This is a genomic window from Pseudonocardia sp. TMWB2A, assembly GCF_017312135.1.
The window spans coordinates 5,898,077-5,923,943 of the sequence record NZ_QKQY01000002.1 but is presented as its reverse complement, the minus strand read 5'-3'; the positions used below and the strand labels follow the sequence as shown (position 1 = coordinate 5,923,943).

The window sequence follows — 25,867 nt, the reverse complement described above, 5'->3', positions numbered from 1 at the left end:
GGACGGGCGCACGCTAGGCCCGCACCGGCCGTCGCCGCGGGGGTTCGCCGTGGAACGGTCGCGATCGCGAAGCCCGCACACGACGACACCCCCGCCCGCACCGGTGGTCACCGGCACGGACGGGGGTGTGTCGCGATCAGGCCGCCGTCACCTCGGTCGGCTCCGGGACCTCGACCGGGGCGCACCCGCGCAGCGGGCACGGCGGTGGGGCCCAGGGCCGGGGCGTCCCGCCGAGGGCGGGAACGGTCCCCGCGAACGGCCACCGGCCTGCGAAACGCTGCAGATACCAGTAGACGAACAGGTGGTCCGGTTCCTCCGGGTCGGAGACGAACAGCGCACGCTCGCCCAGGTCGGTGACCCAGGCTGCGTAGTCGTTCGCCACCTGCCCCGGTGGGCGCGAGGCCCGCCGGGTCAGGAGCCAGTCCTCCGCCCGGGTGCGCCAGGACGCCAGCGCGGTCGGGTGCAGGGTGGCCCCCGGAAGCTCCCGGAGGTTGGCGGTGAAGGTGCCGATCAGGACCCCGTCCGCGCCGTACGCGGCGGAGGTCAGGGTGAGCAGGGAGTGCGGGCCCGGGATCGGGCCGTCGGTGTGGACGTGCGTCGTGACGTGGAACGTCGTCGGCGCGATGTCGAACTCTGGGGGCATGACGGATCCTGTGACGTCTCGGTCGAACTGGGACGGCTCACGGCGCGGCAGGGCCTGCGTGGTGAGCGGATCCGCGGCGCGGTACTCCGCGTGGCGGTAGTTCCGGGCCCCGTGGATCGGGCACACGGGTCGGCTGTGGAGTTGTGACGTGCGTGTCGCGGGCGCCGGACGGCGTGCGCGACACGTCGGGAACGCTAGAACGGCGCGACGTGCCGGTCAACGGGCGGTGACCCGCTCGGGACAGCGCGTTCCGCGGAACGCGGGGTGTGCTCCCGCGAGCCCGGGGCGTGCCCGGGGTCGGTCGGTGGGGGCGTCCGGGTCGGGCGGCGTGCGTTCCGCAGAACGCGCACTGCGTATCGGGACGCGCGGCGGGCCGACGGCTCGACCGCTGCGGGAGTCCCGACCACCGCGGGGACACGGCGCGCGAGCCGTGTGCGTTCCGCCAACCGCGGGGCGTGTGCGGTGTCCGCAGCAGGATCGGGCGGACCGCGTCCCGCGGAACGGAGGGCGTGCTCGCGGGCCGCGGCCGGGTGGACCGATGTCGCGTTCCGCGGAACGCGAGCTGCGGCCGGTGCGGTCGACCGGGGCGGGCGGCGCGCGTTCCGCGGAACGGACGTGTCCGGGCGACCGGAGCCGCAGCGCGTTCCGCGGAACGCGGACTGCACCCTCGGACGGGCACCCGGCCCCCGGGAACCGCGTTCCGCGGAACGCGGGCTGCCGGCGCGCGGGCGACGGGGCCGGGCGGACCGCCTCAGCCCTCGCCCACCAACCGCCCCAGCACGACGACGTCGACCCGCTCGCCGTCGACGGTCCACGCCTGCCGCAACCGGCCCTCCGGCACGAACCCCAGCGTCGCGGCGACGGCGGCGGAGGCCCGGTTCGGCTCGGCATGCATCCAGGTGACGCGGTGCAGCCCGAGCCCGCCGAAGGCGAAGCGCACGACCGCCCCGGCCGCGGTGCGGGCCAGGCCGCGTCCGCGGGCGCCGGGCAGCGTCCAGCAGCGCAGCTCGGCGGTGCCGTGAGCCGGGTCCAGGTGCTCCAGGGTGATCTCGCCGAGCATCTCCCCGGTCGTCGGCTCGGCGACGGCCCAGGCACAGCGGGTGCCGCGGGCCCAGCCGTCGATCCGGTCCGCGACGTGCGCGGTCACCTGCGCGTCGAAGTCCGGGGCGGCCGGGTCCGGACGGTTGCGCCAGCGCCGGATCTCCGGATCCCGGCAGGACGCGGCGACGGCCGGGCGGTCGTCCACCCGGCCGTCGTGCCGCAGCCCGCGCAGGTACCACGCCCCGGCGTTGATCTCGACCGGGTCGAGCACCGGGGCGGGCACCCGGGTCAGTCCTTGATCTCGCAGATGACGGTGCCCTGGGTGACCGAGGCGCCCTGCTCCGCGTCCAGGCCGGTCACGGTGCCGGCCTTGGTCGCGGTGACCGGGTTCTCCATCTTCATCGCCTCGAGGACGACGATCAGGTCACCCACCTCGACGGTGTCGCCCTCGGAGACCGCGACCTTGATGATCGTGCCCTGCATCGGCGCGGTGACGGCGTCGCCGGAGGCCTTCGCCCCGCCGCCGCCCTTGCCGCCGCGCTTGCGCGGGGCGGCCTTGGCCGCGCCGCCGCCGTTGCCGCCCCCGCCGAGGGCGAGGTCACCGGGCAGCGAGACCTCCAGGCGTCGCCCGCCGACCTCGACGACGACGGTCTGCCGCTCGCCGGACTCGTCGTCGGCACCCGCGCCGCCCTCGAACGGCGGGACGGTGTTGTCCCACTCGGTCTCGATCCAGCGGGTGTGCACGGTGAAGTCCTCGAGGGTCTCGGCGGCGTAGGCCGGGTCCTCGACGACGAGACGGTGGAACTCGAGCACGGTCGCCATGCCCTCGACCTTGAACTCGCCGAGCGCGCGACGGGCCCGCTGCAGCGCCTGCTGCCGGTCGCTGCCCCACACGATCAGCTTCGCCAGCAGCGAGTCGAACTGGCCGCCGATGACCGAGCCGTCCTCGACGCCCGCGTCCATCCGGACGCCCGGCCCGGCCGGGTACCAGATCCGCTCGACGGTGCCCGGCGCCGGCAGGAAGTTGCGCCCGGCGTCCTCGCCGTTGATGCGGAACTCGATGGCGTGCCCGCGCGGGGTCGGGTCGTCGTCGAAGTCCAGCTCCTGGCCCTCGGCGATCCGGAACATCTGGCGGACCAGGTCGATCCCGGTGGTCTCCTCCGAGACCGGATGCTCGACCTGCAGACGGGTGTTCACCTCGAGGAAGGTGATCATGCCGTCCTGGCCGATCAGGAACTCGACGGTGCCGGCGCCGTAGTAGCCGGCCTCCTTGCAGATCGCCTTCGAGGCGTCGTACAGGGTCTTCTTCTGCTCGTCGCTCAGGAACGGCGCGGGCGCCTCCTCGACGAGCTTCTGGAAGCGGCGCTGCAGCGAGCAGTCCCGCGTCCCGACGACGACGACGTTCCCGTGCTGGTCGGCCAGCACCTGGGTCTCGACGTGGCGCGGCTTGTCCAGGTAGCGCTCGACGAAGCACTCGCCGCGGCCGAACGCCGCGGTGGCCTCACGGACCGCGGACTCGTACAGCTCGGCGATCTCGGAACGCTCACGGGCGACCTTCATGCCGCGCCCGCCACCGCCGAAGGCGGCCTTGATCGCGACCGGCAGGCCGTGCTCGTCGGCGAAGGCGATGACCTCGTCCGCGTCCTTCACCGGGTCCTTGGTGCCGGGCACCAGCGGGGCGCCGGCCTTCAGGGCGATGTGACGCGCGGTCACCTTGTCGCCGAGGTCGCGGATCGACTGCGGCGACGGGCCGATCCAGGTGAGGTCGGCGTCGATCACGGCCTGGGCGAAGTCGGCGTTCTCCGACAGGAAGCCGTAGCCGGGGTGGATCGCGTCGGCACCGGCCTGCTTCGCGGCACCGATGACCTTCTCGATGTCGAGGTAGGACTCGGCGGCGGTGGAGCCACCCAGCGCGAAGGCCTCGTCGGCGAGCCGCACGAACATCGCGTCCCGGTCCGGGTCGGCGTAGACGGCGACGCTCTGAAGCCCCGCGTCCTTCGCTGCTCGGATCACGCGGACGGCGATCTCTCCCCGGTTGGCGACGAGCACTTTGCGCAGTGCGGGCACGGTCGAACTCCTCCGGTCACGGCGCCGGCCCGATGCTCCGGCGCAGGGTTAGGCGGAGTGTAAGAGCAGAGCAGCCGGAAGTTACCGGTGGGGAATGTGGCGATGGCAACGTCGTCACCCGTCCGAGGGCCCCGACCTCGACCCTGATCGTTCCAGTCGTGACCGGTGCCACCATCGGGACAGGCGGTTCCGGGGTCGCGGGGCGGTGCGGCCGTCGTAGTGCAGCGCCGCCTCGCGTGCGGCCAGCTCGCGCCGCGCGCCCGCACCGAGCCGCCCGGCGGCCGCGAGCTCGCGGGCCAGGTCCCAGCCCTCCCGCTCCGGGCCGTAGGGGGCGACGCCGTCGAAGCGGGCGTCGAACCGGGCCTGCCAGCCCGCCCCGGCGTCGACGGCGAGCAGCGGCCACGCCGCGGCGACGAGCCCGGCGCGCTTGCGCAGCAGCGCCGCCCGGGCCGCCGCCAGGCGCGCCGCGTCGAACCCGGCCGGGTCCGTCCCGCCCGCGACGAGCGCCGCCACCAGCTCGGCCTGCCGCCGCGCGAGCCCGTCGCTCACGTCCGGCCCGGCCCGTCCGCGGCGGGCGCGGCCACCGGTCCGGCGCCCGCACCCGCCCGGCACGGCGCCGCGTGCCCGGTCGCGGCCGCGATGGCGTCCAGCTCCGCGCGCAGCACCGCGGCGGGCGGGTAGCGGCCGTCGCGTTCCAGCATCACCGGCGGCGGCACCGGCAGCTGCGCGACGGTGTGGGTCAGCAGCGCCAGCACCGCGTCCGGGACGGGGTCGGTGTGGGTGTCGTGCAGCAGCCCCGCCGCGTCGGCGGCGTGCCCGGCGACGTGGCAGTAGGCCACCGCCCCGGGCGGCAGCCCGGCGAGCAGCGCGTCGACGTCCGCCCGCGGGTCACGGCCCCGGTTGCGGGCGTTGACGAAGGTGTTCGCGACGTCGAGCAGCAGCGGCGCCCCGGTCCGGTCGTGCAGCCGATGCAGGAAGCCCGCCTCGTCGAACTCGTCGTCGGGCCAGTCGAACAGGGCCGCGATCGGCTCCAGCGCCAGCGGGACGTCGAGCTCCGCGCGGGTCGCCGTCACGTTGGCGACGAGCACGTCGAGCGCCTCGCGGGTCCGGGGGAGCGGCAGCAGGTGCCCCGCCTCGACCCCGCCGGCCCGGGTGAACGCGATGTGCTCGCTGACCAGCGCCGCACCCGTCGCCGCGGCGCAGGCCGCGAGGTGGGCGACCCGCCCCGGGTCGACGCCCTCGGGCGAGCCCGGCGACAGCCGCACCCCGTGCACGACGACCGGCCTGCGCAGCAGCGACGCCGGCACCGCGTCCGGGCGCAGCGACTCGGCGATGACCTCGTGGAACGCGAGACCGTCGACGTCGTCGAGGACGGCGGCGATGCCGCTGCGCCAGCCGACCCCGGTCCCGCCCGGGACACCCGTCATGTCGCCACCTCCGCCGTACGAGCCGTCCCCGCAGCTTCACACCCCCCACGGTGCAGCTGCGGGGACGGCAGATCCGGTTCCCCCACGCGGGCTCAGCCGCCGCAGCCGCCTCCGCCACAGCCTCCGCCGCCTCCGCCGCAGCTGCTCCCGCCGCCGTCACCGCCGGACCAGCCGACGCCACCGCCGTCGGAGGAGCCGCCCCCGGTCGCGGCGGGCGCCCCGCCGAGCGTGGCGAGCTTCTGCGCGGCGAGCTCCTCGGCGAAGGCGGGCTCGGCGGCCAGCATCGCGCCGACCCCGAACGCCCCGACCGACAGCGCGGCCGCCGCGGGCCCGACGGCCGTCCAGTCCGGGCGCATCGACGGCGACAGCGCGTCGTTCCGGGACCGGACGACGGTGAGCGCGGCGTCCCCGGCCCGGGTCCGGTCGGGCACCCGCGTCGCGAGCACCGTGGCGAACACCGCGGTGGCGGCGACGAGCGCGAACAGGAACCCGACCGGGCGCCCACCGCCCAGACCGGCGGCGATCCGCACCGCACCGGCGAGGGCGAGCACCCCGACCGGCCAGGCGGTCGCCCGGTAGCGGACCCGGTCGGCCGGGGACAGCAGCAGCCCCGCGGTCTCCAGCCGCTGCGCGGCCCGGGCCAGCTCGGTGCGGACCGGCTCGTGGGTGCCCAGCATCCGGCCCGGGGTCAGACGCTGCGCGGAGCGGTGGATCGCCCGCTGCAGCGCCGACGCGCCGTGCCCGGGGACCCTGCCCGCCCGCACCTGGCCCGTGGTGCGGCCGGAGGTGACCAGGCTGCCGTCGACGTGCATGGCCGACAGGGCCGCGTACACGGCCAGCTCGGGGCCGCCGTTGAGGTACGCGACGTCCTCGGGCCTGCTGTCGAGGGTGCGGGCGCCGCGCGGATCCCCCTGCGCGATCGTCCGCCGCCGGCGCAGCACGATCCCGGAGACCAGGACCAGCGCGACGACGTAGAGGACCAGGAAGGTCTGACCCGGGATGCCCCAGGTGTCCCCGGTGAGGTTCGTGCCCATCTCCACCACCCCCTGCGGTGAGCGACACTTCGTCGTTCGAAGCAGTGTGCGCCCGCTCACCCCGGCCGGGTGACCGATTTGAGGTGGACTTGAGGAAGGAGCGCGGACGACGACAGCCGGGATCACCGACGGTGACCCCGGCTGTCGCGGGAGTGAGCGGGCGGGCTCAGGCGGTCGCGGCCCGCACCTGGTTCTTGATGCGCGCCAGCATCGCCGCGATGCCGCGCAGCCGCAGCGGGCTGACGGCCTCGGCGAGGCCGAGGTCGGTGTAAAAGTCGTCCGGCACGGCCAGCACCGTCGCGGCGGGCTGCCCGTCGAGCCCGGTCACCATGATCGAGGCGAACCCGCGGGTGGTCGGCGCCTCCTTCGGCGCGGAGAAGAACAGGTGCACCGGCCGCTCACCGCCGTCCTCCACCTCGACGGCGAGGAACAGCGGCGACTGGCACTCGTGGACCTGCTCCATCGTGTCCGCGGTGTCGGCGTACCGCTCGGGCAGGTCCGGCAGCTCCTGGGACAGCTCCAGCAGCAGCTGGAGACGGTCCTTCGGGCCGACCGCGGCGAAGTCGTCGACCAGCTCGGCGAGATCGGGGGGCAGGGTGCCCGGGTCGGTGGAGCTCACGCGGACCCGCGCTCCTCGCCCTGCACGATCGGCACGCGCACGGCGTTGCCCCACTCGGTCCAGCTGCCGTCGTAGTTGCGGACCCGGTCGAAGCCCAGCAGGTACGTCAGCACGAACCAGGTGTGGCTGGAGCGCTCGCCGATCCGGCAGTAGGCGACGACGTCGTCCGAGGCCGACAGCCCCTGCTCCTGCTCGTAGATCGCGGACAGCTCGGCACGGCTCTTGAAGGACCCGTCCTCGGCGGCGGCGCGGGCCCACGGGACGCTCGCGGCGCCCGGGATGTGCCCGCCGCGGACCGCGCCCTCCTGCGGGTAGTCGGGCATGTGCAGCTTCTCGCCGGTGTACTCCTGCGGGGACCGCACGTCGACCAGCGGCCTGCCCAGGTGGGCGAGGACGTCGTCCTTGAAGGCGCGGATGCCGGAGTCGTCGCGCTCGACGACCGGGTAGTCGACCTGGGCCGGGGTGGGGGCGTCGGTGACCATCTCGCGGCCCTCGGCGACCCACTTGGACCGGCCGCCGTCGAGCAGCCGCACGTCGGCGTGGCCGAACAGGGAGAACACCCACAGCGCGTAGGCGGCCCACCAGTTGTTCCGGTCCCCGTAGACGACGATCGTGGTGTCCCGGCCGATGCCGCGCTCGGACATGATCTCGGCGAAGCGGGTGCCGTCGACGTAGTCACGGGTGACGGGGTCGTTCAGCTCGGTGTGCCAGTCGACCTTCACCGCGCCGGGGATGTGCCCGGTCTCGTAGAGCAGCACGTCCTCGTCGGACTCCACGACGACGAGGCCGGGGTCGGTGAGGTGCTCGGCCAGCCACTCGGTGGTGACCAGGCGCTCGGGGTGCGCGTACTCGGCGAGCTTCGGGTCGGGGTCGTGTCCGACAGTCATGGCCGCAGGGTAACCGCGTGCCCCGACACCCACACGGCGGTCAGGACCGTGGCGTCCACAGATCGACCACCGACACCCCGACCGCGCCCAGCAGACGGCGCAGCAGCGGCAGGCTGATCCCGATCACGTTGGACGGGTCGCCGTCGATGCCCTCGACGAACCAGCCGCCCAGCCCGTCCAGGGTGAACGCGCCCGCGACCTTCAGCGGCTCGCCGGTGGCGAGGTAGGCGTCCAGCTCGGCGTCGGTCGGCTCGGCGAAGCGCACCCCGGTCCCGGCGTGCCCCTCGGCCTCCTGCACGACCGCCCCGCCGGCCAGGCGCAGCACGGCGTGCCCGGTCAGCAGCTCGCCGGTGCGCCCGGCCATGGCCTTCCAGCGGCGCCGCGCGGTCTCCGCGTCGTGCGGCTTGCCGACCAGCTCGCCGTCGACGAGCAGCATGGAGTCGCAGCCCACGACCACGCAGTCACCGGTCAGCCGGTCGGCGACGGCGGCGGCCTTGGCCGCGGCCAGCAGCGTCACCTTGCGCGCGGGGTCGGCGTCGGGGTGCGCGGCGAGCAGGGCGTCCTCGTCGACGTCGGAGACCTCCACGGCGGGGTCGGCCCCGGCGGCGCGCAGGACCGACAGGCGGGCGGGGGAGGCCGAGGCCAGAACCAGACGCACGACGGCAGACGCTACCGGCCCGCCACCGCGGAGCCGTGGTCCGCCGCCGGGTCGGTGGTCCGGTCCGGCCCGGCGACGCGGTGCAGGCGCAGCGCCAGGTGCAGGTGGAAGCGGCCCTCGGGGGTGCGCCAGTCCGGTCCGAGCAGGTCGTCGACGCGTTCGAGGCGCTGGCGCACGGTGTTCGGGTGCACCGACAGCGCGTCGGCGGCCGGGGCGAGCAGCTCGCCCGCCGCGAACCAGTGCCACAGCGTCTCGGCCAGCCGGGTGCGCCGGCGCCGGTCGTAGTCGAGGACCGGGCCGAGGTGGCGCCCGACGATCTCCCGCGACGTGGTGCCGGTCCGGTCCCGGATCACCGCGCCGACCGCGCCGAGCGAGGCGAAGTCCGCGTGCCCGGTGGTGCGGCCCAGGGCGCGGGCCGCCGCGGCGACGTCGGCGGCCTCGGTGTGCGCGCGGCGCAGGTCCGACGGCCCGCCCGAGGGGCTGTGCGCGGCGCCGACGAGCGACGGCGTCCCGGCCGCGGCGAGCCCCTCGGCGACGAGCGGTGCCGCCCCGGCCCCCGCACAGCCGGGGCCGGTCGTCCCGGCGGCGATCACGCACACGTGCCCGTCGTGCACCGACACCAGCCAGCGGCCCGCCCCGTCGAGCCCCCGCACCGCCCGCGCCGCGGTCACCGCACCGGCCGGGTCGACGTCGACGACCAGCACCGTCGCCGGGGCGTCGGGGGAGAGGCCGTACTGCGCGAGCCGGGTCCCCAGCGTCGGCCGCGGCGGGACCCGGCTGTCGACGAGCTCCTCGACCAGGGTGGTCTGGGCGGTCTCGTCGGCCTGGGCCAGTGCCCGCTCGACCAGCAGCGCGACCGTCATGAACGCCGAGGCGTGCGCCAGCCGGGCGACGGCGTCGTCGTCGGCGCCCTCCATGACCAGGGTCGCCAGGTGCTCGCCCGCGGTGGTGATCGCGAGCAGCGCGTAGGTCCCGCCGCCGGGCAGGTGCGCGATCGCGACCCCACCGGCCTGCTGGGAGGTGCGGACCGCCGACCGCAGCCGCCACCCGGCCAGCTCCTCGGGGGTGAGCAGCCGTCGTCCCGTGCGCAGCGCCCCGGACGGGTCGTGCAGCGAGAGCGGGTGCCCGACGGACTCGGCGAGCACGGCGAACACCCCGGCCGCCTCGGCGGTGGAGCCGGCCATCGCCCCCATGAGGCGTTCGTCGAGGTGCAGGAGGTGTTCCAGGCGCAGCCGGGCGCCGGGGTCGGAGCCGTCGTCGCGGGTGGTGCGCAGGCGCCGGATCTCCTCGCCGCGCCGGGTCTGCTCCAGCGCGACGGCGGCCTGCACGGCCATGTGCTCCAGTGCGGTCCGGGCGGCCGGGCCGAGGGTGCGGGGCCCGCGGTGGGCCACCAGCAGCGCCCCCACGACCCGCCCGCCCAGGCGCATCGGGGCGCCCGCGATGGCGCGCACCCCCTCGCCGCGCACGATCGTGTCGATCCCCGACAGGTGGTTGAGCGCCCGGTCGGCCAGGTAGTCCGCGGTCGCGACCGTGCCCGCGCCGGCCGCCGCGCGCCCGAGCACGCCGGTGCCGAACGGCATCCGGATCGCGCGGTACTCCGGGGTGCGGACGCCGTCGGTCAGCTCGATGTAGGTCGTACCGGAGTGCAGGTCGTTGAGGCTGAAGTAGGCCATGTCCGCGCCGAGCAGCGCCCGGGTGCGGCGCAGGACGGCGCCGAGCATGACGTCGCGGTCGCCGACGTTCGCGAGGTCCAGCGCTGTCTGCCCGACGGCCTGCAGGATCGCGTCCTGGCTGGGCTCGGGGAACGGCGGAGCCGGCTTCATGCGCCCGACCCTATGTCTGTCCGCGCCATGTCCTGCGATCAAGACAGGCGCATACGACCATGGACGCCCGCCCCGGGCTTCCCGAGACTGGCCCGGCGACGAACTGCCAGAACCCTCCAGCGACGAAGGGAATCCTCATGGCCACGGCGAACAAGCTCAGCGTCATCCCCTGCGGGGCGATGCACGCCAACCTCCCGTTCCTGCTCCTCAAGCCCGGTGTCAGCATCAAGCCACGGTCCGAGAAGGACGCCCCGATCGACTGGGTGGAGGTGCCGACGCACTGCGTCCTCGTCGAGACCGACGAGGGCAAGCTGCTGTGGGACACCAGCTGTCCGTCGGACTGGGAGACGCGCTGGGCGCCGACCGGTCTGCAGGAGTTCTTCCCCTACGACCAGGTCGCCGACGACGAGTACCTGGACAAGCAGCTGCACAAGATGGGCGTCGGGCTCGACGAGATCGACTACGTCGTCCTCTCGCACCTGCACTTCGACCACGCGGGCAACGCCCAGATGTTCAAGAACACCAACGCGAAGATGATCTGCTCGGACAAGGAGAAGGAGTTCGCGCTCGGCTTCGAGGGCCCGTTCAACGGCGCCCACCTCAAGGCCGACTACGAGGGCATCGACTGGGAGATCGTCTCCGGTGATGTCGAGCTGCTCCCCGGCGTCAGCATGATCCAGACCCCGGGGCACACCCCGGGCTGCATGTCGATGCGCGTCGACCTCCCCGACACCGGCACGATGATCTTCACCTCGGACGCGGTCTACATGGGAGCGAGCTACGGCCCGCCCGCCGCGCCGGCCGCGATCGTCAACAACCTCGAGGACTGGTTCTCCTCGGTGGAGAAGCTGCGCGGCATCCAGGAGCAGACGAACGCGCAGATGGTGTTCGGTCACGACGCCGAGCAGATCCACCAGCTGCGCAAGGCACCGGAGGGGTCGTACACCTGATGACGTTCGAGGTTCCGGAGTACACCGAGGAGACGATCTTCACCTGGGGCGCGCCGCCGCTGAAGTTCGGCGCGGGCGCGATCGACGAGGTCGGCTTCGAGCTGTCGGCCTACGACGTGTCGCGGGTCCTGATCGTCACCGACCCCGGTGTCAACGCGCTCGGCGCGCCGCAGCGCCTGGCCGACAACCTGGCCCGCTACGGCATCGAGTCCGAGATCTTCGACGGCGTGCACGTCGAGCCGACCGACGACTCGATGAACAAGGCGACCGAGTACGCCCGCGCGCAGGGTCCCTGGGACGGCTTCGTCGCCGTCGGGGGCGGGTCGGCGATCGACACCGCCAAGGCCATCAACCTGCTCACCAGCCACCCCGGCGAGCTGATGGACTACATCAACAAGCCGATCGGCGGCGCGAAGGTGCCGCCCGGGCAGCTCAAGCCGCTGATCGCCGTCCCGACGACGGCGGGCACCGGCTCGGAGTCCACCGCGATGTGCGTGCTGGACATCCTGTCGATGAAGGTCAAGACCGGGATCAGCCACTGGCGCCTGCGCCCGACCCTGGCCGTCATCGACCCGCTGCTGACGATGACGCTGCCGCCGCAGGTCACCGCCGCGGCCGGGATGGACATCACCTGCCACGCGGTGGAGAGCTACACGGCGCGGTACTACACCACCTTCGACCGCAAGAAGCCCGAGGAGCGGGTCACCTACTGCGGCTCCAACCCGGTCTCGGACCTGTGGTGCGAGAAGGCGATGTCGCTGCTGGCGAAGTCGTTCCGGACGGCCGTCGAACGCGGCGCCGAGGACGTCGAGGCCCGCTCGGACATGATGATGGCCGCGACGTTCGCGGGCATGGGCTTCGGTAACTCCGGGGTGCACATCCCGCACGCCAACGCCTACCCGATCGCGGGCATGGTCAAGGACTACCGGCCGCAGGGCTACCCGCAGGACGAGGCGATGGTGCCGCACGGGGAGTCGGTGTCGCTGACGGCGCCGGAGGCGTTCCGGTTCTCCTTCGACTCCGCGCCGGAGCGGCACCTGCGGGCCGCGGAGCTGATGGACCCGCGGGCGGACAAGGTGAACGACCCGCGCGAGCAGCTGCCCGGGGTCCTGACCCGGCTGATGCGCGACATCGGCATCCCCAACGGCATCGGCGGCGTCGGCTACACCGAGGCCGACGTGCCGGACCTGGTCCCCGGGACGATGAAGCAGCAGCGGCTGCTCGCGACCTGCCCGCGGACCCCGACCGAGGACGACATCGCCGACATCCTCACGAAGTCCGTGCAGAACTGGTGACGCCCGTCCGCCGGCGGCCCGCTCCGGGCCGCCGGCGGACGCCGAGGAGAGAGCAGCAGATGCCGATCTACGTCTTCCGGTGCGGGTGCGGAGCCCGTTTCGAACACCTCGCCTCCATGTCGGACCCGAGCACCCCGCCCTGCCCGGTCTGCGGCGACGGCGCGACGAGCAAGGTCCCGGCCGGGTTCGCGCTCGGCGGCCAGGCGAGCCCCGGCCTGTCCAAGGACGAGATGCCCCAGACCTGGCGGGGTGTCTACAACGGGAACTCCGAGTACATCGACTCGATGCGCCGGACCTGGGACCAGCGACGCAGGCTGGAGGAGAAGTACCCGGAGATCGCCGGGGACCAGCGGCCGATCCTGGCGCACGAGGGCAAGTACCACGACGCCCCGCTGCGGGCCGGTGACATCCAGCTGGGCGGCACCGCCCCCATGCCCGGCGCGGGCGTGGCGGCCAAACAGGGCCACGGGCACGGACACGGGCACGGCCATGGGCACGGCCACACCCCCGCACCGGCGCCTCCCGCCACCGACACCACCACCGACTGACCCGCCGGGTGGACGCCGCGCCGGGTGCTCGTGGCGACCGGTGACGGTGCGCGGCGACCCGCGCGGCGGGTGCCGGGCGACGGCACGGGTCGCCACGGCGCTCGCCGGCCGTTGCGGGGCCGCTGCGGGACGGTGTCAGCGGCCGGCCAGGCCGTGGCGGTAGGCGTAGCCGACGGCCTGGGCGCGGTCGCGCAGCCCGGTCTTGGCGAACAGGTGGTTGACGTGGGTCTTCACCGTCGCCTCGCCGACCACGAGTCGTCGCGCGATCTCGGTGTTGGACAACCCCTCGGCGATCAGCCCGAGCACTTCGACCTCGCGCGGGGTCAGCCCGTCCGGCGGGTCGACCGGTGCCGCCGGGGCGGTCGACGCGCGGGCGGCGACCAGCCGGGACAGCACCCCGGCGTCCACGGTGGACACACCGTCGGCGGCCGAGCGCAGGGCCCGGCCGATGGCCTCGGCGTCGGCGTCCTTGGACAGCCAGCCCGAGGCGCCCGCGGCGATCGCGTCGACCACGGCGTCGTCGTCGACGTAGGTGGTGAGCACGACGACGGCGGTGCCGGGGTGCCCGTCGCGGACCCGGCGGGTCGCCGAGACGCCGTCGCCCGCGGGCATCCGCAGGTCGGTGAGCAGCACGTCCGGGGCCAGCTCGGCGACCCGGGCGACCGCCTCGTCGCCGCCGGACGCGGTGCCGACGACCTCGATGCCGTCGAGCAGGCCCAGGACGGTGGCGAGTCCGTCGCGCACGATCCGCTGGTCGTCGGCCAGTACCACCCGCAGGTCGCTCACGTCGTGATCCTCTCGCGGTCCGGGGAACGGGCGGGGAGCCTGAGCCGGACCCGCCAGCCGTCGGGGGTGGGGCCGGTCTGCAGCTCGGCGCCGACGAGTGCCGCCCGCTCGGCCATCCCGATCAGGCCGGAGCCCTCGCCGTCGCCGGGCGGCGGCGGTGTCCCGGCGACGTCGACGACCTCCAGCTCGGCGCCGTCGCCGTCGCGGCGCAGGTGCACCGTCACGGGGGCGCCGGGGGCGTGCTTGCGGGCGTTGGACAGCGCCTCCTGCGCGGTGCGCAGCACGGTCTCGCCCTCCCGCGCGCCGAGGTGCAGCCCGTCGGCGACCTCGACGGTCGCGTCCGGGTGGGCCCGGCCGAGCTCGCGCAGCTCCTCGGCGACGTCGACCGGTGCCGGTCCCTCGCGCAGCGCACGCACGGCGCGGCGGGCCTCGGTGATCCCGTCGGAGGCGAGCCGCTGGGCCCGCTCGATCTGGGCGATGGTGTCCGGCGCGGCCCCGTCGCGCAGTGCCATCAGCCGGGCACCCTGGAGCTGGACGGCCAGCGCGGACAGCGAGTGGGCCAGCACGTCGTGCACGTCGCGGGCGACCCGGGCGCGGTCGGCGATGGCCTCGGCGCGGGCGTGCTCCTCGCGGGCCCTGGCGTCGGCGACGAGTGTCCGCTCGTGCTCCTCGGTCCGGCGGGCGGAGTCGCGGCGGCCGATCCCGAACAGCACCATCGCGGTCAGCGCGGCGATCACCAGCAGCGCGTCCCACAGCGAGGTGTAGGGCCCGACGACGATCGTGGTGGCCGCGATGACCGGCACGTCGACGAACAGCGCGGTCCGGTACGGCAGCCGCAGCGCGGCCACGAACACCGCCATCATCGGGAAGGCCGCCGAGGTGGTCCAGCCGTCGGACCCGGCCAGCAGGGCGATCCCGCCCCCGGCGAGCGCGACGCTGGTCAGCACCGTCGCGACCGGCGGCATGTTCCGGTAGAGGGCGAAGACCACCCACCCGGCGACGGCCGGGACGAGCCCGGCGTAGAGCCAGGTCGGCGAGACCTGCTGGGCCGGCGACCAGAACAGCAGGAACAGCACGATCGGCAGCCACAGCAGCGACACCAGCCGCCGGGGCACCCCGAGCAGCGGCGACCGGTCGGGCTCGACGCGGCGGGCCGTGCGGGCGGCGGGCGTGCTCACCGTTTCACTCTGACACAGCGGCCGGGTCGGGCGGGACGCTCAGGCCGCCGCGCGGACACGGCGTGCCTCGTCCGGCCGGACCGGCAGCCCGGCCGCGGCCACCCGGCGTCGCAGTACCAGGCTCTGGACCAGCAGGCTGCCGCCGAAGACCAGTGCCGACGACGTCGACAGCAGCAGCCCGGCACCGACGGCCCCGCCGAGGACCCCGGCGCCGACCCGCACACCGATGGTCAGCACCCAGGCGACCAGCAGCGCGGCCGAGCCGCTGCGGTACGCCCACCCGTCGCGGGTGCCGAGGCGGAAGGCGTAGCCGCGCAGCACCCCGAGCCCGGCCGCCAGCACCAGCTCGGCGGCGAGCAGCGCCACCCCGGCCGCGGTGACCTCCGGGCGGGCCTGGGCGAGGGTGAGCACCCCGATGCCGATCACGACGAACGGGAGCGTCACGTCGCGTCGCCCGCCGACGTACTGCCCGCGGAACTGCTTGTAGAGGACCAGGCCGACGATCGCGACCGTGATGACGAGTGAGGTGGCGTCCATGGGGAGAACGATCTCCCCGCGGGCCCGGTCGTCGCGTCGGCGCCGGGGTCGATCCCGGGTGGACCCGCCCCCTCCACCCCCGGGTGGACCGCCGCCCCCGGGCCGGACGCGACGACGCCCGGTCCCCGGGCACGTGGTGTGCCGGGGACCGGGCGTCGGTCGGTGGTGCCTACGGGGTCAGCGGGGGAGGCCGGAGGCGCGCCAGGCGCCCGGGCCCGCGTGCAGCGGGGCGCGGAGCCGGGCCGCGGGGTGCGACCACAGGTCCGGCGTCCGCGGCGGGGCGGGCGGCCCGCCGGCGCTCGCCGCCGCGGCGACCACGGCGGTCAGCGCGGCGAGCTCGTGGTCGTCCGGGGTGCCCCGCACGACCCGGAACAGCGCACGGCGCTCCTCGGGGGTGGCCTCGGCGTCGGTGGTCACAGCGGGATGTTCCCGTGCTTGCGGGTCGGTCCCTGCTCCCGCTTGGTGGACAGCATCCGCAGCGCCCGGCCGACGTAGCCGCGGGTGTGCGACGGCGGCACGACCGCGTCGATGTAGCCCCGGTCGGCGGCGATGTAGGGGTTGCAGAGGGTGTCCTCGTAGTCCTGCTGCAGCTCCGCGCGCTTGGCGGCGAGCTCGTCGCCCTCCAGTCCCTTGAGCTCCTTGCGGTAGAGGATCGACACCGCGCCCTGCGCGCCGGTGACCGCGATCTGCGCGGTCGGCCAGGCGATGTTGACGTCGGCGCCGAGGTGCTTGGAGCCCATGACGTCGTAGGCGCCGCCGTAGGCCTTACGGGTGATGACGGTGACCTTCGGGACGGTCGCCTCGGCGTAGGCGTAGATCAGCTTCGCGCCGCGGCGGATGATGCCGTTCCACTCCTGCTCGGTGCCGGGCAGGAAGCCCGGGACGTCGACGAAGGTCAGCACCGGGATGTTGAACGCGTCGCAGGTCCGCACGAAGCGGGCGGCCTTCTCCGAGGCGTCGATGTCCAGGCAGCCGGCGAACTGGGTCGGCTGGTTCGCGACGATGCCGACGCTGCGGCCCTCGACGCGGGCGTAGCCGATCACGATGTTCGGCGCCCAGAGCTCCTGGACCTCGAGGAAGTCCTCGTCGTCGACGACCCGGTTGATGACCTCGCGGATGTCGTAGGGCGTGTTCGCCGAGTCCGGGATCAGGGTGTCGAGCTCGCGGTCGGAGTCGATGATCCCGTCCTCGATCGACCCCTCGACGGGCTCGGTGGCCGGGAACGACGGCGCCTCGGACAGGTTGTTCGACGGCAGGAAGCTCAGCAGCTGCTTGACGTAGTCGAGCGCGTCGGCCTCGTCGCCCGCCAGGTAGTGCGCCACACCGGACTTGGTGTTGTGGGCCCGGCCGCCGCCGAGCTCCTCCATGTCGACGTCCTCGCCGGTGACGGTCTTGATGACGTCCGGGCCGGTGATGAACATGTGGCTGGTCTCGTCGACCATCACGGTGAAGTCGGTGATCGCGGGGGAGTAGACCGCGCCGCCCGCGCACGGGCCCATGATCAGCGAGATCTGCGGGATCACGCCGGAGCTCTGCACGTTGCGGGTGAAGATCTCGCCGTAGAGGCCGAGGGCGACCACGCCCTCCTGGATGCGGGCGCCGCCGCCGTCGTTGATGCCGACGACCGGGCAGCCGATCTTCGCGGCCACGTCCATGACCTTGACGATCTTCTCGCCGTAGACCTCGCCGAGCGCGCCGCCGAAGACGGTCGCGTCCTGGGAGAACACGGCGACCGGGCGGCCGTCGATCGTGCCGGTGCCGGTCACGACGCCGTCGCCGAACGGGCGCTTGGCGTCCATCCCGAAGTTCGTGGACCGGTGCCGGGTCAGCGCGTCCAGCTCGACGAACGAGCCCGGGTCGAGCAGCTGGTCGATCCGCTCACGGGCGGTCTGCCGCCCCTTCGCGTGCTGCTTCTCGACCGCGGACGCCGAACCGGCGTGGACCGCGTCCTCGAAACGCTGGTAGAGATCGGCGAGCTTGCCCGCCGTGGTGTGGATGTCCGGCTCTGCCCCACCACTGTCCGGGGTCGCCATCGGCTCCGTTGCGGCGCTCATGAGGTCGGAGCTTAACCCGCAAGTAGGTTCGGCTCGGGCGTGACGTCCGACGCAGCCGACCGGGTGGCCGCCCCGGCGACACCGTTACCGATCCGTTCACCCTCCGCGGTCCCCGGCGCGTCGCGGGGCCGTTACGGTGCGCGGTGATGACGACCGGGACGAATCACGGCGACGGGACCCCGCTGGACCCGTACGCCCTGCGGACGGCCGTGCTCCGTCCCGCGGGGGGCTGGACGGCGCTCGACGTCGTCGCCTCCACCGGATCCACGAACGCCGACCTGCTCGCCGAGGCCGGGCGCGGTGCGCCGGACCGCTCGGTGCTGATCGCCGAGGACCAGGTGCGCGGCCGCGGCCGCCTCGACCGGACCTGGATCTCGCGGCCCGGGGCGGCCCTGACGATGTCGGTGCTGTGGCGCCCCGAGGGCGTGCCCGCCGACCGGCTGGGCTGGCTGCCGATGCTCGCGGGCGTCGCGCTCGCCGACGCGATCACCGAGCTCGCCCCGGACGTGCCGGTGGCCCTGAAGTGGCCCAACGACCTGCTCGTCGGGCCGGCGCGGGGCAAGGCCGCGGGGATCCTCGCCGAGATGACCGCGGTCTCCGGCGGCGGACCGGGGATCGTCCTGGGCATCGGGCTCAACATCTCCACCCCGGCCACCGACCTGCCGTGGGGCGCGACCTCGCTGGCCGCGCACGGGTTCACCGCGACCCGCTCCGAGACGGCGATCGTGCTGCTGGGGCACCTGTACCGGCGCGAGGCGCAGTGGCGCGACGCCCACGGCGACGCCGACGCCTGCGGCCTGCGCCGCGACTACCGCTCGGCCTGCGCCAGCCTCGGCTCGCGGGTGCGGGTGGAGCGCCCGGCCGGGGACCACCTCGTCGGGACGGCCGAGGACGTCGACCCGCAGGGCCGGCTGCTGGTCCACCCGGACGACGGGGCCCGCGTCGCGGTGGCGGCCGGGGACATCGTCCATCTGCGCCCGGCCGACCAGTCCTGAGTCACCCACTGCGCTGACCTGCGACGCAGCCCCCGCGCGTCGCGTGGGCGGTGGGCGCCCGGCGCCCTACCGTGGGGGTATGGCGTTCCCCGACAGCGCTCTGGACCGGGTTCTGGACCGGGTTCTCGACGAGGGCGAGCACGTCGTGCTGCTCGGGCACCCGCACTGGCGGCTGGGTCTGCGCCCGGCCGCGGTGCTCGTCGCGGTCAGCGCCGTCGCCGGGTTCGGGGCCGCCGTCGTCCGGCTGCAGCCGTGGGCGCCGTGGGCCTGGCTCGTGCTCGGGGTGCTCGCCGCGCTCGTCGCGGTGCGGTTCACGCTGCTGCCGATCGCGCGCTGGCGCGCCACCCTGCTGGTCGTCACCGACCGGCGGTTCCTCGTCCGGGAGGGCCTGCTCGTCCGCGACGGCCTCGACGTGCCGATCGACCGCATCGACTCGGTCCGCGTCCGGACCGGCGCCGGGGGACGGCTGTTCGGCTGCGGCACCCTGCTGCTCGACGTCGCCGGGGAGCGGCTGCGGTTCACCGACGTCGCGGGCGTGGAACGGGTCCAGGCCCGGCTGCACCGGCAGATCGGGCTGCTCGCCGAGCGGCGCCGCAGCCACGAGAAGGAGAGCGAGCACACGGCCCGCCGTGGTCACGCCGACGCGGCCGTGCGGGGCAGGATGGAGGCTCCCGCACCGCAGCGAGAGAGGGCGTCCCTGTGAGCAACGGTCTTCCCACGACGGTGCGCGACCCCGCGCTCCCGGAGCGCGTCGAGATCTACGAGGTCGGCCCCCGCGACGGGTTGCAGAACGAGAAGACCGTCGTCCCGGTCGCGGTGAAGGCCGAGTTCCTCGACCGCCTCGCCGACGCCGGTCTGCGCACGCTGGAGGCGACCAGCTTCGTGCACCCGAGGTGGGTGCCCCAGCTCGCCGACGCCGCCGATCTGCTGGCCGTGCTCGACCGCCGTGCCGGGCTCGACTACCCGGTACTGACGCCGAACGAGCGTGGCCTGGACCGGGCGATCGAGGCGGGCTGCGACCACGTCGCGGTGTTCGCCTCGGCCACCGAGACGTTCGCGAAGCGCAACCTCAACCGCACGCTCGACGAGCAGTTCGCGATGTTCGAGCCCACAGTGACCCGCGCGGTGTCCGAGGGACTGCGGGTGCGGGCCTACGTGTCGATGGTCTTCGGCGACCCGTGGGAGGGCGGCGTCGACCCGGACCAGGCCGCCGCCGTCGGGGCGCGGCTGATGGAGATGGGCTGCGACCAGCTCTCCCTCGGCGACACGATCGGCGTCGCCACCCCGGCGCACGTCGGCGCGGTGCTCGACGCCTGCGTCGCCCGCGGGGTCGGCGTGGAGCGGCTCGCGGTGCACTTCCACGACACCTACGGCCAGGCGCTGTCCAACACCCTGGCCGCGCTGCGGTACGGCGTGACCACCGTCGACGCCAGCGCGGGCGGCCTGGGCGGCTGCCCCTACGCCGGGTCCGCGACCGGCAACCTCGCCACCGAGGACCTGGTGTGGATGCTCGACGGGCTCGGCATCGACCACGGCGCCGACCTGCGGAAGCTGGTCGACACGAGCGTGTGGATGGCCGGGCACCTGGGACGGCCGTCGCCGTCGCGGGTGGTCACGGCGCTGTCGGCCTGACCCCGAACATGCCGGTGAACCGGGACCGGTAGACGACCGTGCCGTCGCCGGTGCGGGTCAGCGTCCCGCGCAGCGTGATCAGGCCCATCGACGGGCGGCTGCGCGAGACGCGGGCCTCGAGCACCTCCACCTCCGCGTGCAGCTCGTCGCCCGCGAACACCGGTGCCGGCCAGGCGATCTCGTCGCCGCCGGGGGAGCCGAGCGACGCCGCGCGGGACAGCACGGCGTCGACGTAGGCGCGCATCCACAGGCCCGCGGTGAACCAGCCGGACGCGGCCAGACCGCCGAACACCCGCTCGCCCTCGGCCTCGTCGAGGTGGAACGGCTGCGGGTCGAACCGGGCCGAGAACGCGACCATCTCGTCGCGGTCGACCACGGTCGTGCCGAGGTCGACGACGGTGCCCGGGGTCAGGTCGTCGAAGTACAGCTCAGCCACGCAGCACCCCCAGCACGGCGTCGTGCAGCAGCCCGTTGCTGGTCAGGCCGTGCCCGCCGGACCAGGTCGGGTTCCCGGCCAGGTCGGTCAGCCGCCCGCCCGCCTCGGCGACGACGGCGGCCGGCGCGGCCAGGTCCCACGGGTTCGCGGCGGGCTCCACCGCGACGTCGACGACCCCCTCGGCGACGAGCACGTGCTGCCAGAAGTCGCCGAACGCGCGGGACTCCCAGCAGGCCTCGGTCAGCGCGATCCAGCCCTCCCGTGACGCCGGGGACGGGTCGGTGCGGAAGGTCTCGGTGTTGGTGGTCGAGACGTAGGCGTCGGCGACGTCGGCCACCCCCGACACCGCGATCCGCTTGGGCGTCCCCGACGGCAGGTCCCGCGCCCAGGCCCCGGCCCCCGCCGAGCCCCACCAGCGGCGGTGCAGCGCCGGCGCGCTCACCACCCCCACCGTCGGCACGCCGTCGACGACGAGCGCGATCAGCGTCGCCCACGCGGGCACCCCGCGGGAGAAGTTCTTCGTCCCGTCGATCGGGTCGATCACCCAGCCGCGGCCGTGCGCGGTGTCGGTGGACCCGCCGCGCTCCTCCCCGAGGATCGCGTCGCCGGGACGCTCGTGGCCCAGCGCGGCACGGATGGCGTCCTCGGCGGCGGTGTCGGCGTCGGTCACCGGGGTGCGGTCCGGCTTGCGCTCCACCCTCAGGTCGGCGGCCCGGAAACGGGGCAGCGTGATCGCGTCGGCGAGGTCCGCCAGGCGCAGGGCGAGATCCAGATCACCGGGTTCGGCGGGCACGCATCGCTCGGGGTTCACGTTGGGCGAGCATGCCAGCTCGCACCGCCACCGTGCCCGGGGCCCGGAGCCCTATGCTCGGTGAAATGACCACCGTGGTTCTGGCCGAGGACGACGCGGCCATCGCCGAGCCGCTGTCGCGGGCCCTGCAGCGCGAGGGGTACGACGTCGACGTCGTCGCCGACGGCGTCGGCGCCGTCGACCGGGTCACCCGTGCCCAGGTCGACCTGCTCGTGCTCGACCTGGGGCTGCCCGGCATGGACGGCCTGGAGGTCTGCCGGCGGGTCCGCGCGACCCTGCCGGACCTGCCCGTCCTCATGCTCACCGCCCGCACCGACGAGGTCGACTTCGTCGTGGGGCTCGACGCCGGCGCCGACGACTACGTGTCCAAGCCGTTCCGGCTGGCCGAGCTGCTGGCCCGGGTGCGGGCGCTGCTGCGCCGCCGCACCCAGGACGTCGTCGAGGTGGACGGCCTGCGGATGGAGCTGTCCGGCCGCCGCGTCCTGCTCGACGGCGACGAGATCTCCCTGGCCAACAAGGAGTTCGAGCTGCTGCGGGTGCTGATGATCCACGCCGGCCAGGTCGTGACGCGCGAGGAGATCCTGCACGCGGTCTGGGGCGACGCGGACATGAAGTCGTCGAAGACGCTGGACATGCACATGTCGTGGCTGCGCCGCAAGATCGGCGGCGAGAAGCGGATCGCCACCGTCCGCGGCGTCGGCTTCCGGTACAACTCGGACTGAGGTCGCCGTGCGCCGCCGGATCCTGATCTCCACCCTGCTGACGGTGGCGCTGACCGCGCTGTTCCTGGGCGGCCCGCTCGCGCTCGCGACCTGGCAGCTCGTCGAGGACTTCACCCGTGCCGAGCTGACCCAGCGCCTCGAACAGGTCACCGAGACCGTCGAGGAGTACGGCACCGGGCCGCAGTCGCAACGGCTGGTGGAGGCGGCGATCCCGCCGAACTCCCGGCTGGTCGTCGTGCCGCCGGACTCCGACCCGATCGTCTACGGCGTGGACCGGGTCGACGACCCGGTCACCGAGTCGCTGCCGTTCGGGCCTGGCGGGATCATGGAGCTGTCCCAGCCGACCTCGGTGATGCGTTCCCAGCAGACCCAGGTGGTGGCCGTCGTCGTGCTGCTGGTGGGGTTCTCCGTCACCGTCGGCACCGGGGTCGCGGTGTACACCGCGCGCCGGCTGTCGGACCCGCTGCGCGACCTCGCGGCCCGCGCCGCCCGCCTCGGCGCGGGCGACTTCCGCCGGTCCCCGGCCCGCTACGACATCGCCGAGCTCGACCGCGTCTCGGAGGTCCTGGACTCCTCGGCGACGGCGCTGTCCCAGCTGCTGCACCGCGAGCGGTCGCTGGTCGGGGACGTGTCCCACCAGCTGCGCAGCCGGATCACCGCGCTGCAGCTGCGCCTGGACGAGCTGGCCTGCCACCCCGACCCGGACGCCCGCCGCGAGGCCAACGCGGCGCTGGAGCAGACCGAGCGGCTCACCGCCGTCCTCGACGACCTGCTGGAGTCCGCGCGCGCCGCCCGGGCGGTCGGGGCCGAACCGGTCGACCTGGCCGAGGCCGTCGCCGACGCCGAGCGGGAGTGGCGCGGCCCGCTCACCGCTGCCGGCCGGTCGCTCAAGGTGCGGGTGCCCGAGGGACTGCTCGCCCGGGTGACCGCGGCGCGGCTGCGCGAGGCGATCGGGGTGCTCGTCGACAACGCGCTGCAGCACGGCGACGGCCCGGTCACGATCTCCGCGCGCACCGGGGAGAACGCGCTGCTGGTGGAGGTGTCCGACACCGGGCCCGGCGTGCCGGAGGACCTGGTGCCGCACGTGTTCGACCGGGGCATCTCGGCGCAGTCCTCGACCGGGCTGGGGCTGGCGCTGGCCCGGACGCTGGTCGAGGCCGACGGCGGCAGGCTGGAGCTGTCCCGGGCCCGGCCGCCGGTGTTCCGGCTGTACCTGCCCGCGGCCCGCACCGACGACGTCGCCGCGACGGCCCCGATGCCCGACCGCACCGGCCCGCGGTAGCCGGTCGCTCAGTCCTTCGGGGCGGGGGCGACCGGTGGGGGCTGGCGTCGCACGAACTGGTCCGGCCACACGAACCGGCGGAACGCCCACCAGCGGAAGGCCATTCCGACCAGGGTGCCGACGATCTGCCCGGCCACGAAGTCCGCGGACTCCTGGGCGACCAGCGAGACGAACGGCACCTGCAGCTCGAAGACGTAGCGCGACACCCACAGCGGCGCCGAGTACACGGCGACCCCGACCCCGCTGATCACGAAGAACAGGAGGGCCTCGTGGTGCCGCTCGCGCCCGCCGCGGGTCCGGAAGGACCACTCGCGATTCAGCACGTAGGACACCATCGTCGCCACCAGTACCGCGATCACCTTGGCGGTCACCGGCTTGTCGGCCAGCACCGTGGCCTTCAGCACCAGGAACACCACCGTGTCGATGACCCAGGTGCTGCCACCGACCATCAGGAACTTGATCAGCTCGCGGTGTTTGATCGCCTTGTCGCGGTACGGCTGGGGGATCCTGGCGAGCGTCGCCTCCACCACCGTCACGGGATCGATCGTGCCAGATTAGGCTCCCGGTCTCGTGGAGAGGGTTGACGCGCAGAAGGCCGCCTTGCCCGTCGTCGGCATGGTCGGCGGTGGCCAGCTGGCCCGGATGACCGCCCAGGCCGCCGTCGCGCTGGGGCAGACCCTGCGGGTGCTGGCCGCGTCGCCGGACGACCCGGCGGCCCGGGTGACGCCGGACGTCGTCATCGGCGACCCCGACGACGTCGCCGCGCTGCGGGAGCTCGCGACGGGCTGCTCGGCCGTCACGTTCGACCACGAGGGCGTCCCGCAGGAGGTGCTGGTCCCGCTCGCCGAGGCCGGGCTGCCGCTGCGGCCGCCGCCCTCGGCGCTCGTGCACGCGCAGGACAAGCTGGTGATGCGACGACGGCTGTCGGAGATGGGCCTGCCGGTGCCCGCGTTCGCCGAGGTGTCCGCGCCCGGCGACGTCGCCGCCTTCGGGGCGGAGCACGGCTGGCCGGTCGTGCTCAAGGCCACCCGCGGCGGCTACGACGGCCGCGGCGTCTGGTTCCTGCGCGCCGGCGGCGACGACACCGACCGGCTGGTCACCGACCTGCTCGACGCCGGCACCCCGCTGCTCGTCGAGTCCGCGGTCCCGATGACCCGCGAGCTGGCCGCGAGCGTCGCCCGCTCGCCCTTCGGTCAGGCCGCCGCGTGGCCGGTCGTCGAGACCCTGCAGGTCGACGGCCAGTGCGCCCGGGTCACCTCGCCCGCCCCCGGGCTCGACCCGGACCACGCCGCCCGGATCCAGGAGCTGGCGCTGCGGATCGCGGCCGAGCTCGGCGTCGTCGGGCTGATGACGGTCGAGCTGTTCGAGACCGCGCCCGGCGAGGTCGTCGTGAACGAGCTGGCGATGCGCCCGCACAACTCCGGGCACTGGACGATCGAGGGCTCGGTCACCTCGCAGTTCGAGCAGCACCTGCGCGCGGTGCTGGACTACCCGCTCGGCTCCACCGCGCCGGTCGCCCCGGTCGCGGTGATGGCGAACGTGCTCGGTGCGGCGCAGGAGCCCGCGATGGGCATGGACGAGCGGCTGCACCACTGCTTCGCGCGCTTCCCCGAGGCGAAGGTGCACCTCTACGCCAAGGACGGCCGTCCGGCCCGCAAGATCGGCCACGTGACGGTCCTCGGCCGCGACGAGGCCGACGTGCGCACCCGCGCGGAGCTCGCCGCGGGCTGGCTGGCCACCGCGACCTGGGCGGACGGCTGGTCCGCCCACACCGGCGATCCCCGCTCCCCGCACTCCCCGGAAGGACCTCGATGACGCAGACCGGCTCCCCGCGCGTGGGAGTGATCATGGGCAGCGACTCCGACTGGCCGGTGATGGGCGCCGCGGGCGCCGCGCTCGACGAGTTCGGCGTGCCGTGGGAGGTGGGCGTCTACTCCGCCCACCGCACCCCGCAGCGGATGCTCGACTACGCCGCCTCGGCCGCCGACCGCGGCCTGCAGGCGATCGTCGCCGGGGCCGGTGGTGCCGCGCACCTGCCCGGGATGGTCGCCGCCGCGACGCCGCTGCCGGTCATCGGCGTGCCCGTGCCGCTGAAGTACCTCGACGGCCTGGACTCGCTGCTGTCGATCGTGCAGATGCCCGCCGGCGTGCCGGTGGCGACCGTCGCGGTCGGCAACGCCCGCAACGCCGGACTGCTCGCGGTGCGCATCCTCGGCGCCGGCGACGAGCGGCTCCGGCAGGCCATGGTGGAGTTCCAGGCCGACCTCGAGCGCAGCGTGCTGGACAAGGACGCGGCGCTGCGCGTGGCCGCCCGCGAGGGCTGAGGACCGGGCCGCGATTTTCTGGTGGCGCGCCGCTCGATCCCGTGCGTACGGTGTCGGTACACGGGAGAGGAGGTGGTCCAGCAGATGAGCTACAGCAGGACACGTGAGGTGGCCGTCA

At 74.6% G+C, this 25,867-nt stretch carries 28 protein-coding genes; 10 read left to right on the top strand and 18 right to left on the bottom strand.

Features of this window, described 5'->3' with window-relative positions; genetic code table 11:
• Positions 1-136: 136 nt before the first annotated feature.
• From DMP17_RS42165 to DMP17_RS42120, 10 genes are all read right to left on the bottom strand, one after another.
• Positions 137-643, bottom strand: a complete 507-nt coding sequence (locus tag DMP17_RS42165) for a hypothetical protein (RefSeq protein WP_226349920.1) — start codon at positions 641-643, stop codon at positions 137-139.
• A gap of 751 nt (positions 644-1,394) precedes the next feature.
• Positions 1,395-1,967: a GNAT family N-acetyltransferase gene (locus DMP17_RS42160; protein ID WP_337832440.1), complete on the bottom strand. Its 573-nt coding sequence runs from the start codon at positions 1,965-1,967 to the stop codon at positions 1,395-1,397.
• 5 nt (positions 1,968-1,972) lie between these two features.
• The gene (locus DMP17_RS42155) at positions 1,973-3,751 is read right to left on the bottom strand and encodes an acetyl/propionyl/methylcrotonyl-CoA carboxylase subunit alpha (RefSeq protein WP_337832439.1); all 1,779 of its coding nucleotides are present in this window, start codon (positions 3,749-3,751) and stop codon (positions 1,973-1,975) included.
• Positions 3,752-3,865: 114 nt separating this feature from the next.
• Complete coding sequence (locus DMP17_RS42150) at positions 3,866-4,300, bottom strand: hypothetical protein (RefSeq protein WP_226367568.1); 435 nt, start codon at positions 4,298-4,300, stop codon at positions 3,866-3,868.
• On the bottom strand, positions 4,297-5,178 hold the full coding sequence (locus DMP17_RS42145; RefSeq protein WP_337832438.1) for a DUF692 domain-containing protein: 882 nt from the start codon (positions 5,176-5,178) through the stop codon (positions 4,297-4,299). Before DMP17_RS42145 ends, DMP17_RS42150 begins: the two co-directional genes overlap by 4 nt.
• Before the next feature lie 92 nt (positions 5,179-5,270).
• Positions 5,271-6,212, bottom strand: a complete 942-nt coding sequence (locus DMP17_RS42140; RefSeq protein ID WP_226367566.1) for a TIGR04222 domain-containing membrane protein — start codon at positions 6,210-6,212, stop codon at positions 5,271-5,273.
• A 166-nt stretch (positions 6,213-6,378) separates the two neighbouring features.
• Positions 6,379-6,831 carry a SufE family protein gene (locus DMP17_RS42135; protein WP_226349926.1) on the bottom strand — a complete coding sequence of 151 codons (453 nt, stop codon included), beginning with the start codon at positions 6,829-6,831 and terminating at the stop codon, positions 6,379-6,381.
• Entirely contained in the window at positions 6,828-7,718 is an 891-nt protein-coding gene (locus DMP17_RS42130) for a sulfurtransferase (RefSeq protein WP_226349927.1), read from the bottom strand. Before DMP17_RS42130 ends, DMP17_RS42135 begins: the two co-directional genes overlap by 4 nt.
• Positions 7,719-7,758: 40 nt before the next feature.
• Positions 7,759-8,376 carry a Maf family protein gene (locus DMP17_RS42125; protein WP_226367565.1) on the bottom strand — a complete coding sequence of 206 codons (618 nt, stop codon included), beginning with the start codon at positions 8,374-8,376 and terminating at the stop codon, positions 7,759-7,761.
• Between the two features lie 11 nt (positions 8,377-8,387).
• Positions 8,388-10,199, bottom strand: coding sequence for a helix-turn-helix domain-containing protein (locus tag DMP17_RS42120; RefSeq protein ID WP_337832437.1), 1,812 nt, complete (start codon positions 10,197-10,199; stop codon positions 8,388-8,390).
• A 137-nt stretch (positions 10,200-10,336) separates the two neighbouring features.
• On the opposite strand from DMP17_RS42120, the gene DMP17_RS42115 reads away from it, so the two are divergent.
• Genes DMP17_RS42115 through DMP17_RS42105 form a run of 3 tightly spaced genes read left to right on the top strand, consistent with a single transcriptional unit; the run spans position 10,337 to position 12,992 of the window.
• Positions 10,337-11,149 (top strand): N-acyl homoserine lactonase family protein, encoded by an 813-nt coding sequence (locus DMP17_RS42115; protein ID WP_073576374.1) that lies wholly within the window; start codon positions 10,337-10,339, stop codon positions 11,147-11,149.
• Entirely contained in the window at positions 11,149-12,444 is a 1,296-nt protein-coding gene (locus DMP17_RS42110) for a hydroxyacid-oxoacid transhydrogenase (RefSeq protein ID WP_226349930.1), read from the top strand. Before DMP17_RS42115 ends, DMP17_RS42110 begins: the two co-directional genes overlap by 1 nt.
• 59 nt (positions 12,445-12,503) lie before the next feature.
• Positions 12,504-12,992: an FmdB family zinc ribbon protein gene (locus tag DMP17_RS42105; RefSeq protein WP_226349931.1), complete on the top strand. Its 489-nt coding sequence runs from the start codon at positions 12,504-12,506 to the stop codon at positions 12,990-12,992.
• Positions 12,993-13,127: 135 nt separating this feature from the next.
• Here DMP17_RS42105 and DMP17_RS42100 read toward each other — a convergent pair whose 3' ends face one another.
• The 5 genes from DMP17_RS42100 to DMP17_RS42080 all read right to left on the bottom strand — a co-directional run bounded on the left by DMP17_RS42100 (position 13,128) and on the right by DMP17_RS42080 (position 17,547).
• Positions 13,128-13,778 (bottom strand): response regulator, encoded by a 651-nt coding sequence (locus tag DMP17_RS42100; protein WP_226349932.1) that lies wholly within the window; start codon positions 13,776-13,778, stop codon positions 13,128-13,130.
• Positions 13,775-14,956, bottom strand: a complete 1,182-nt coding sequence (locus DMP17_RS42095) for a sensor histidine kinase (protein WP_226349933.1) — start codon at positions 14,954-14,956, stop codon at positions 13,775-13,777. The genes DMP17_RS42100 and DMP17_RS42095 overlap by 4 nt, the downstream gene beginning before the upstream one ends.
• 39 nt (positions 14,957-14,995) lie before the next feature.
• Entirely contained in the window at positions 14,996-15,493 is a 498-nt protein-coding gene (locus tag DMP17_RS42090) for a hypothetical protein (RefSeq protein WP_226349934.1), read from the bottom strand.
• Positions 15,494-15,670: 177 nt separating this feature from the next.
• Entirely contained in the window at positions 15,671-15,910 is a 240-nt protein-coding gene (locus tag DMP17_RS42085; protein WP_226349935.1) for an acyl-CoA carboxylase epsilon subunit, read from the bottom strand.
• A complete protein-coding gene (locus DMP17_RS42080) occupies positions 15,907-17,547 on the bottom strand; it encodes an acyl-CoA carboxylase subunit beta (protein ID WP_226349936.1) in 1,641 nt (546 codons plus the stop codon). Before DMP17_RS42080 ends, DMP17_RS42085 begins: the two co-directional genes overlap by 4 nt.
• A gap of 146 nt (positions 17,548-17,693) precedes the next feature.
• On the opposite strand from DMP17_RS42080, the gene DMP17_RS42075 reads away from it, so the two are divergent.
• The 3 genes from DMP17_RS42075 to DMP17_RS42065 all read left to right on the top strand — a co-directional run bounded on the left by DMP17_RS42075 (position 17,694) and on the right by DMP17_RS42065 (position 20,174).
• A complete protein-coding gene (locus DMP17_RS42075) occupies positions 17,694-18,542 on the top strand; it encodes a biotin--[acetyl-CoA-carboxylase] ligase (protein ID WP_226349937.1) in 849 nt (282 codons plus the stop codon).
• Positions 18,543-18,621: 79 nt separating this feature from the next.
• Complete coding sequence (locus DMP17_RS42070) at positions 18,622-19,245, top strand: PH domain-containing protein (protein WP_226349938.1); 624 nt, start codon at positions 18,622-18,624, stop codon at positions 19,243-19,245.
• Positions 19,242-20,174, top strand: coding sequence for a hydroxymethylglutaryl-CoA lyase (locus DMP17_RS42065; protein ID WP_226349939.1), 933 nt, complete (start codon positions 19,242-19,244; stop codon positions 20,172-20,174). Before DMP17_RS42070 ends, DMP17_RS42065 begins: the two co-directional genes overlap by 4 nt.
• Here DMP17_RS42065 and DMP17_RS42060 read toward each other — a convergent pair.
• Both DMP17_RS42060 and DMP17_RS42055 read right to left on the bottom strand, forming a co-directional pair.
• On the bottom strand, positions 20,155-20,610 hold the full coding sequence (locus DMP17_RS42060) for a MaoC/PaaZ C-terminal domain-containing protein (protein ID WP_337832436.1): 456 nt from the start codon (positions 20,608-20,610) through the stop codon (positions 20,155-20,157). The genes DMP17_RS42065 and DMP17_RS42060 overlap by 20 nt on opposite strands.
• Positions 20,603-21,421: an inositol monophosphatase family protein gene (locus DMP17_RS42055; RefSeq protein ID WP_051050249.1), complete on the bottom strand. Its 819-nt coding sequence runs from the start codon at positions 21,419-21,421 to the stop codon at positions 20,603-20,605. Before DMP17_RS42055 ends, DMP17_RS42060 begins: the two co-directional genes overlap by 8 nt.
• A 65-nt stretch (positions 21,422-21,486) precedes the next feature.
• On the opposite strand from DMP17_RS42055, the gene DMP17_RS42050 reads away from it, so the two are divergent.
• Positions 21,487-22,143: a response regulator transcription factor gene (locus DMP17_RS42050; protein ID WP_062397592.1), complete on the top strand. Its 657-nt coding sequence runs from the start codon at positions 21,487-21,489 to the stop codon at positions 22,141-22,143.
• A 7-nt stretch (positions 22,144-22,150) separates the two neighbouring features.
• Positions 22,151-23,425 carry a sensor histidine kinase gene (locus DMP17_RS42045; protein WP_226367556.1) on the top strand — a complete coding sequence of 425 codons (1,275 nt, stop codon included), beginning with the start codon at positions 22,151-22,153 and terminating at the stop codon, positions 23,423-23,425.
• A gap of 8 nt (positions 23,426-23,433) precedes the next feature.
• On the opposite strand, the gene DMP17_RS42040 is transcribed toward DMP17_RS42045, so the two are convergent.
• Positions 23,434-23,961, bottom strand: a complete 528-nt coding sequence (locus DMP17_RS42040; RefSeq protein ID WP_226367555.1) for a GtrA family protein — start codon at positions 23,959-23,961, stop codon at positions 23,434-23,436.
• Positions 23,962-23,995: 34 nt separating this feature from the next.
• On the opposite strand from DMP17_RS42040, the gene DMP17_RS42035 reads away from it, so the two are divergent.
• Positions 23,996-25,240, top strand: a complete 1,245-nt coding sequence (locus tag DMP17_RS42035) for a 5-(carboxyamino)imidazole ribonucleotide synthase (RefSeq protein ID WP_337832435.1) — start codon at positions 23,996-23,998, stop codon at positions 25,238-25,240.
• Positions 25,237-25,749 carry a 5-(carboxyamino)imidazole ribonucleotide mutase gene (gene purE, locus DMP17_RS42030; protein WP_073576360.1) on the top strand — a complete coding sequence of 171 codons (513 nt, stop codon included), beginning with the start codon at positions 25,237-25,239 and terminating at the stop codon, positions 25,747-25,749. The genes DMP17_RS42035 and purE overlap by 4 nt, the downstream gene beginning before the upstream one ends.
• Positions 25,750-25,867: the final 118 nt, after the last annotated feature.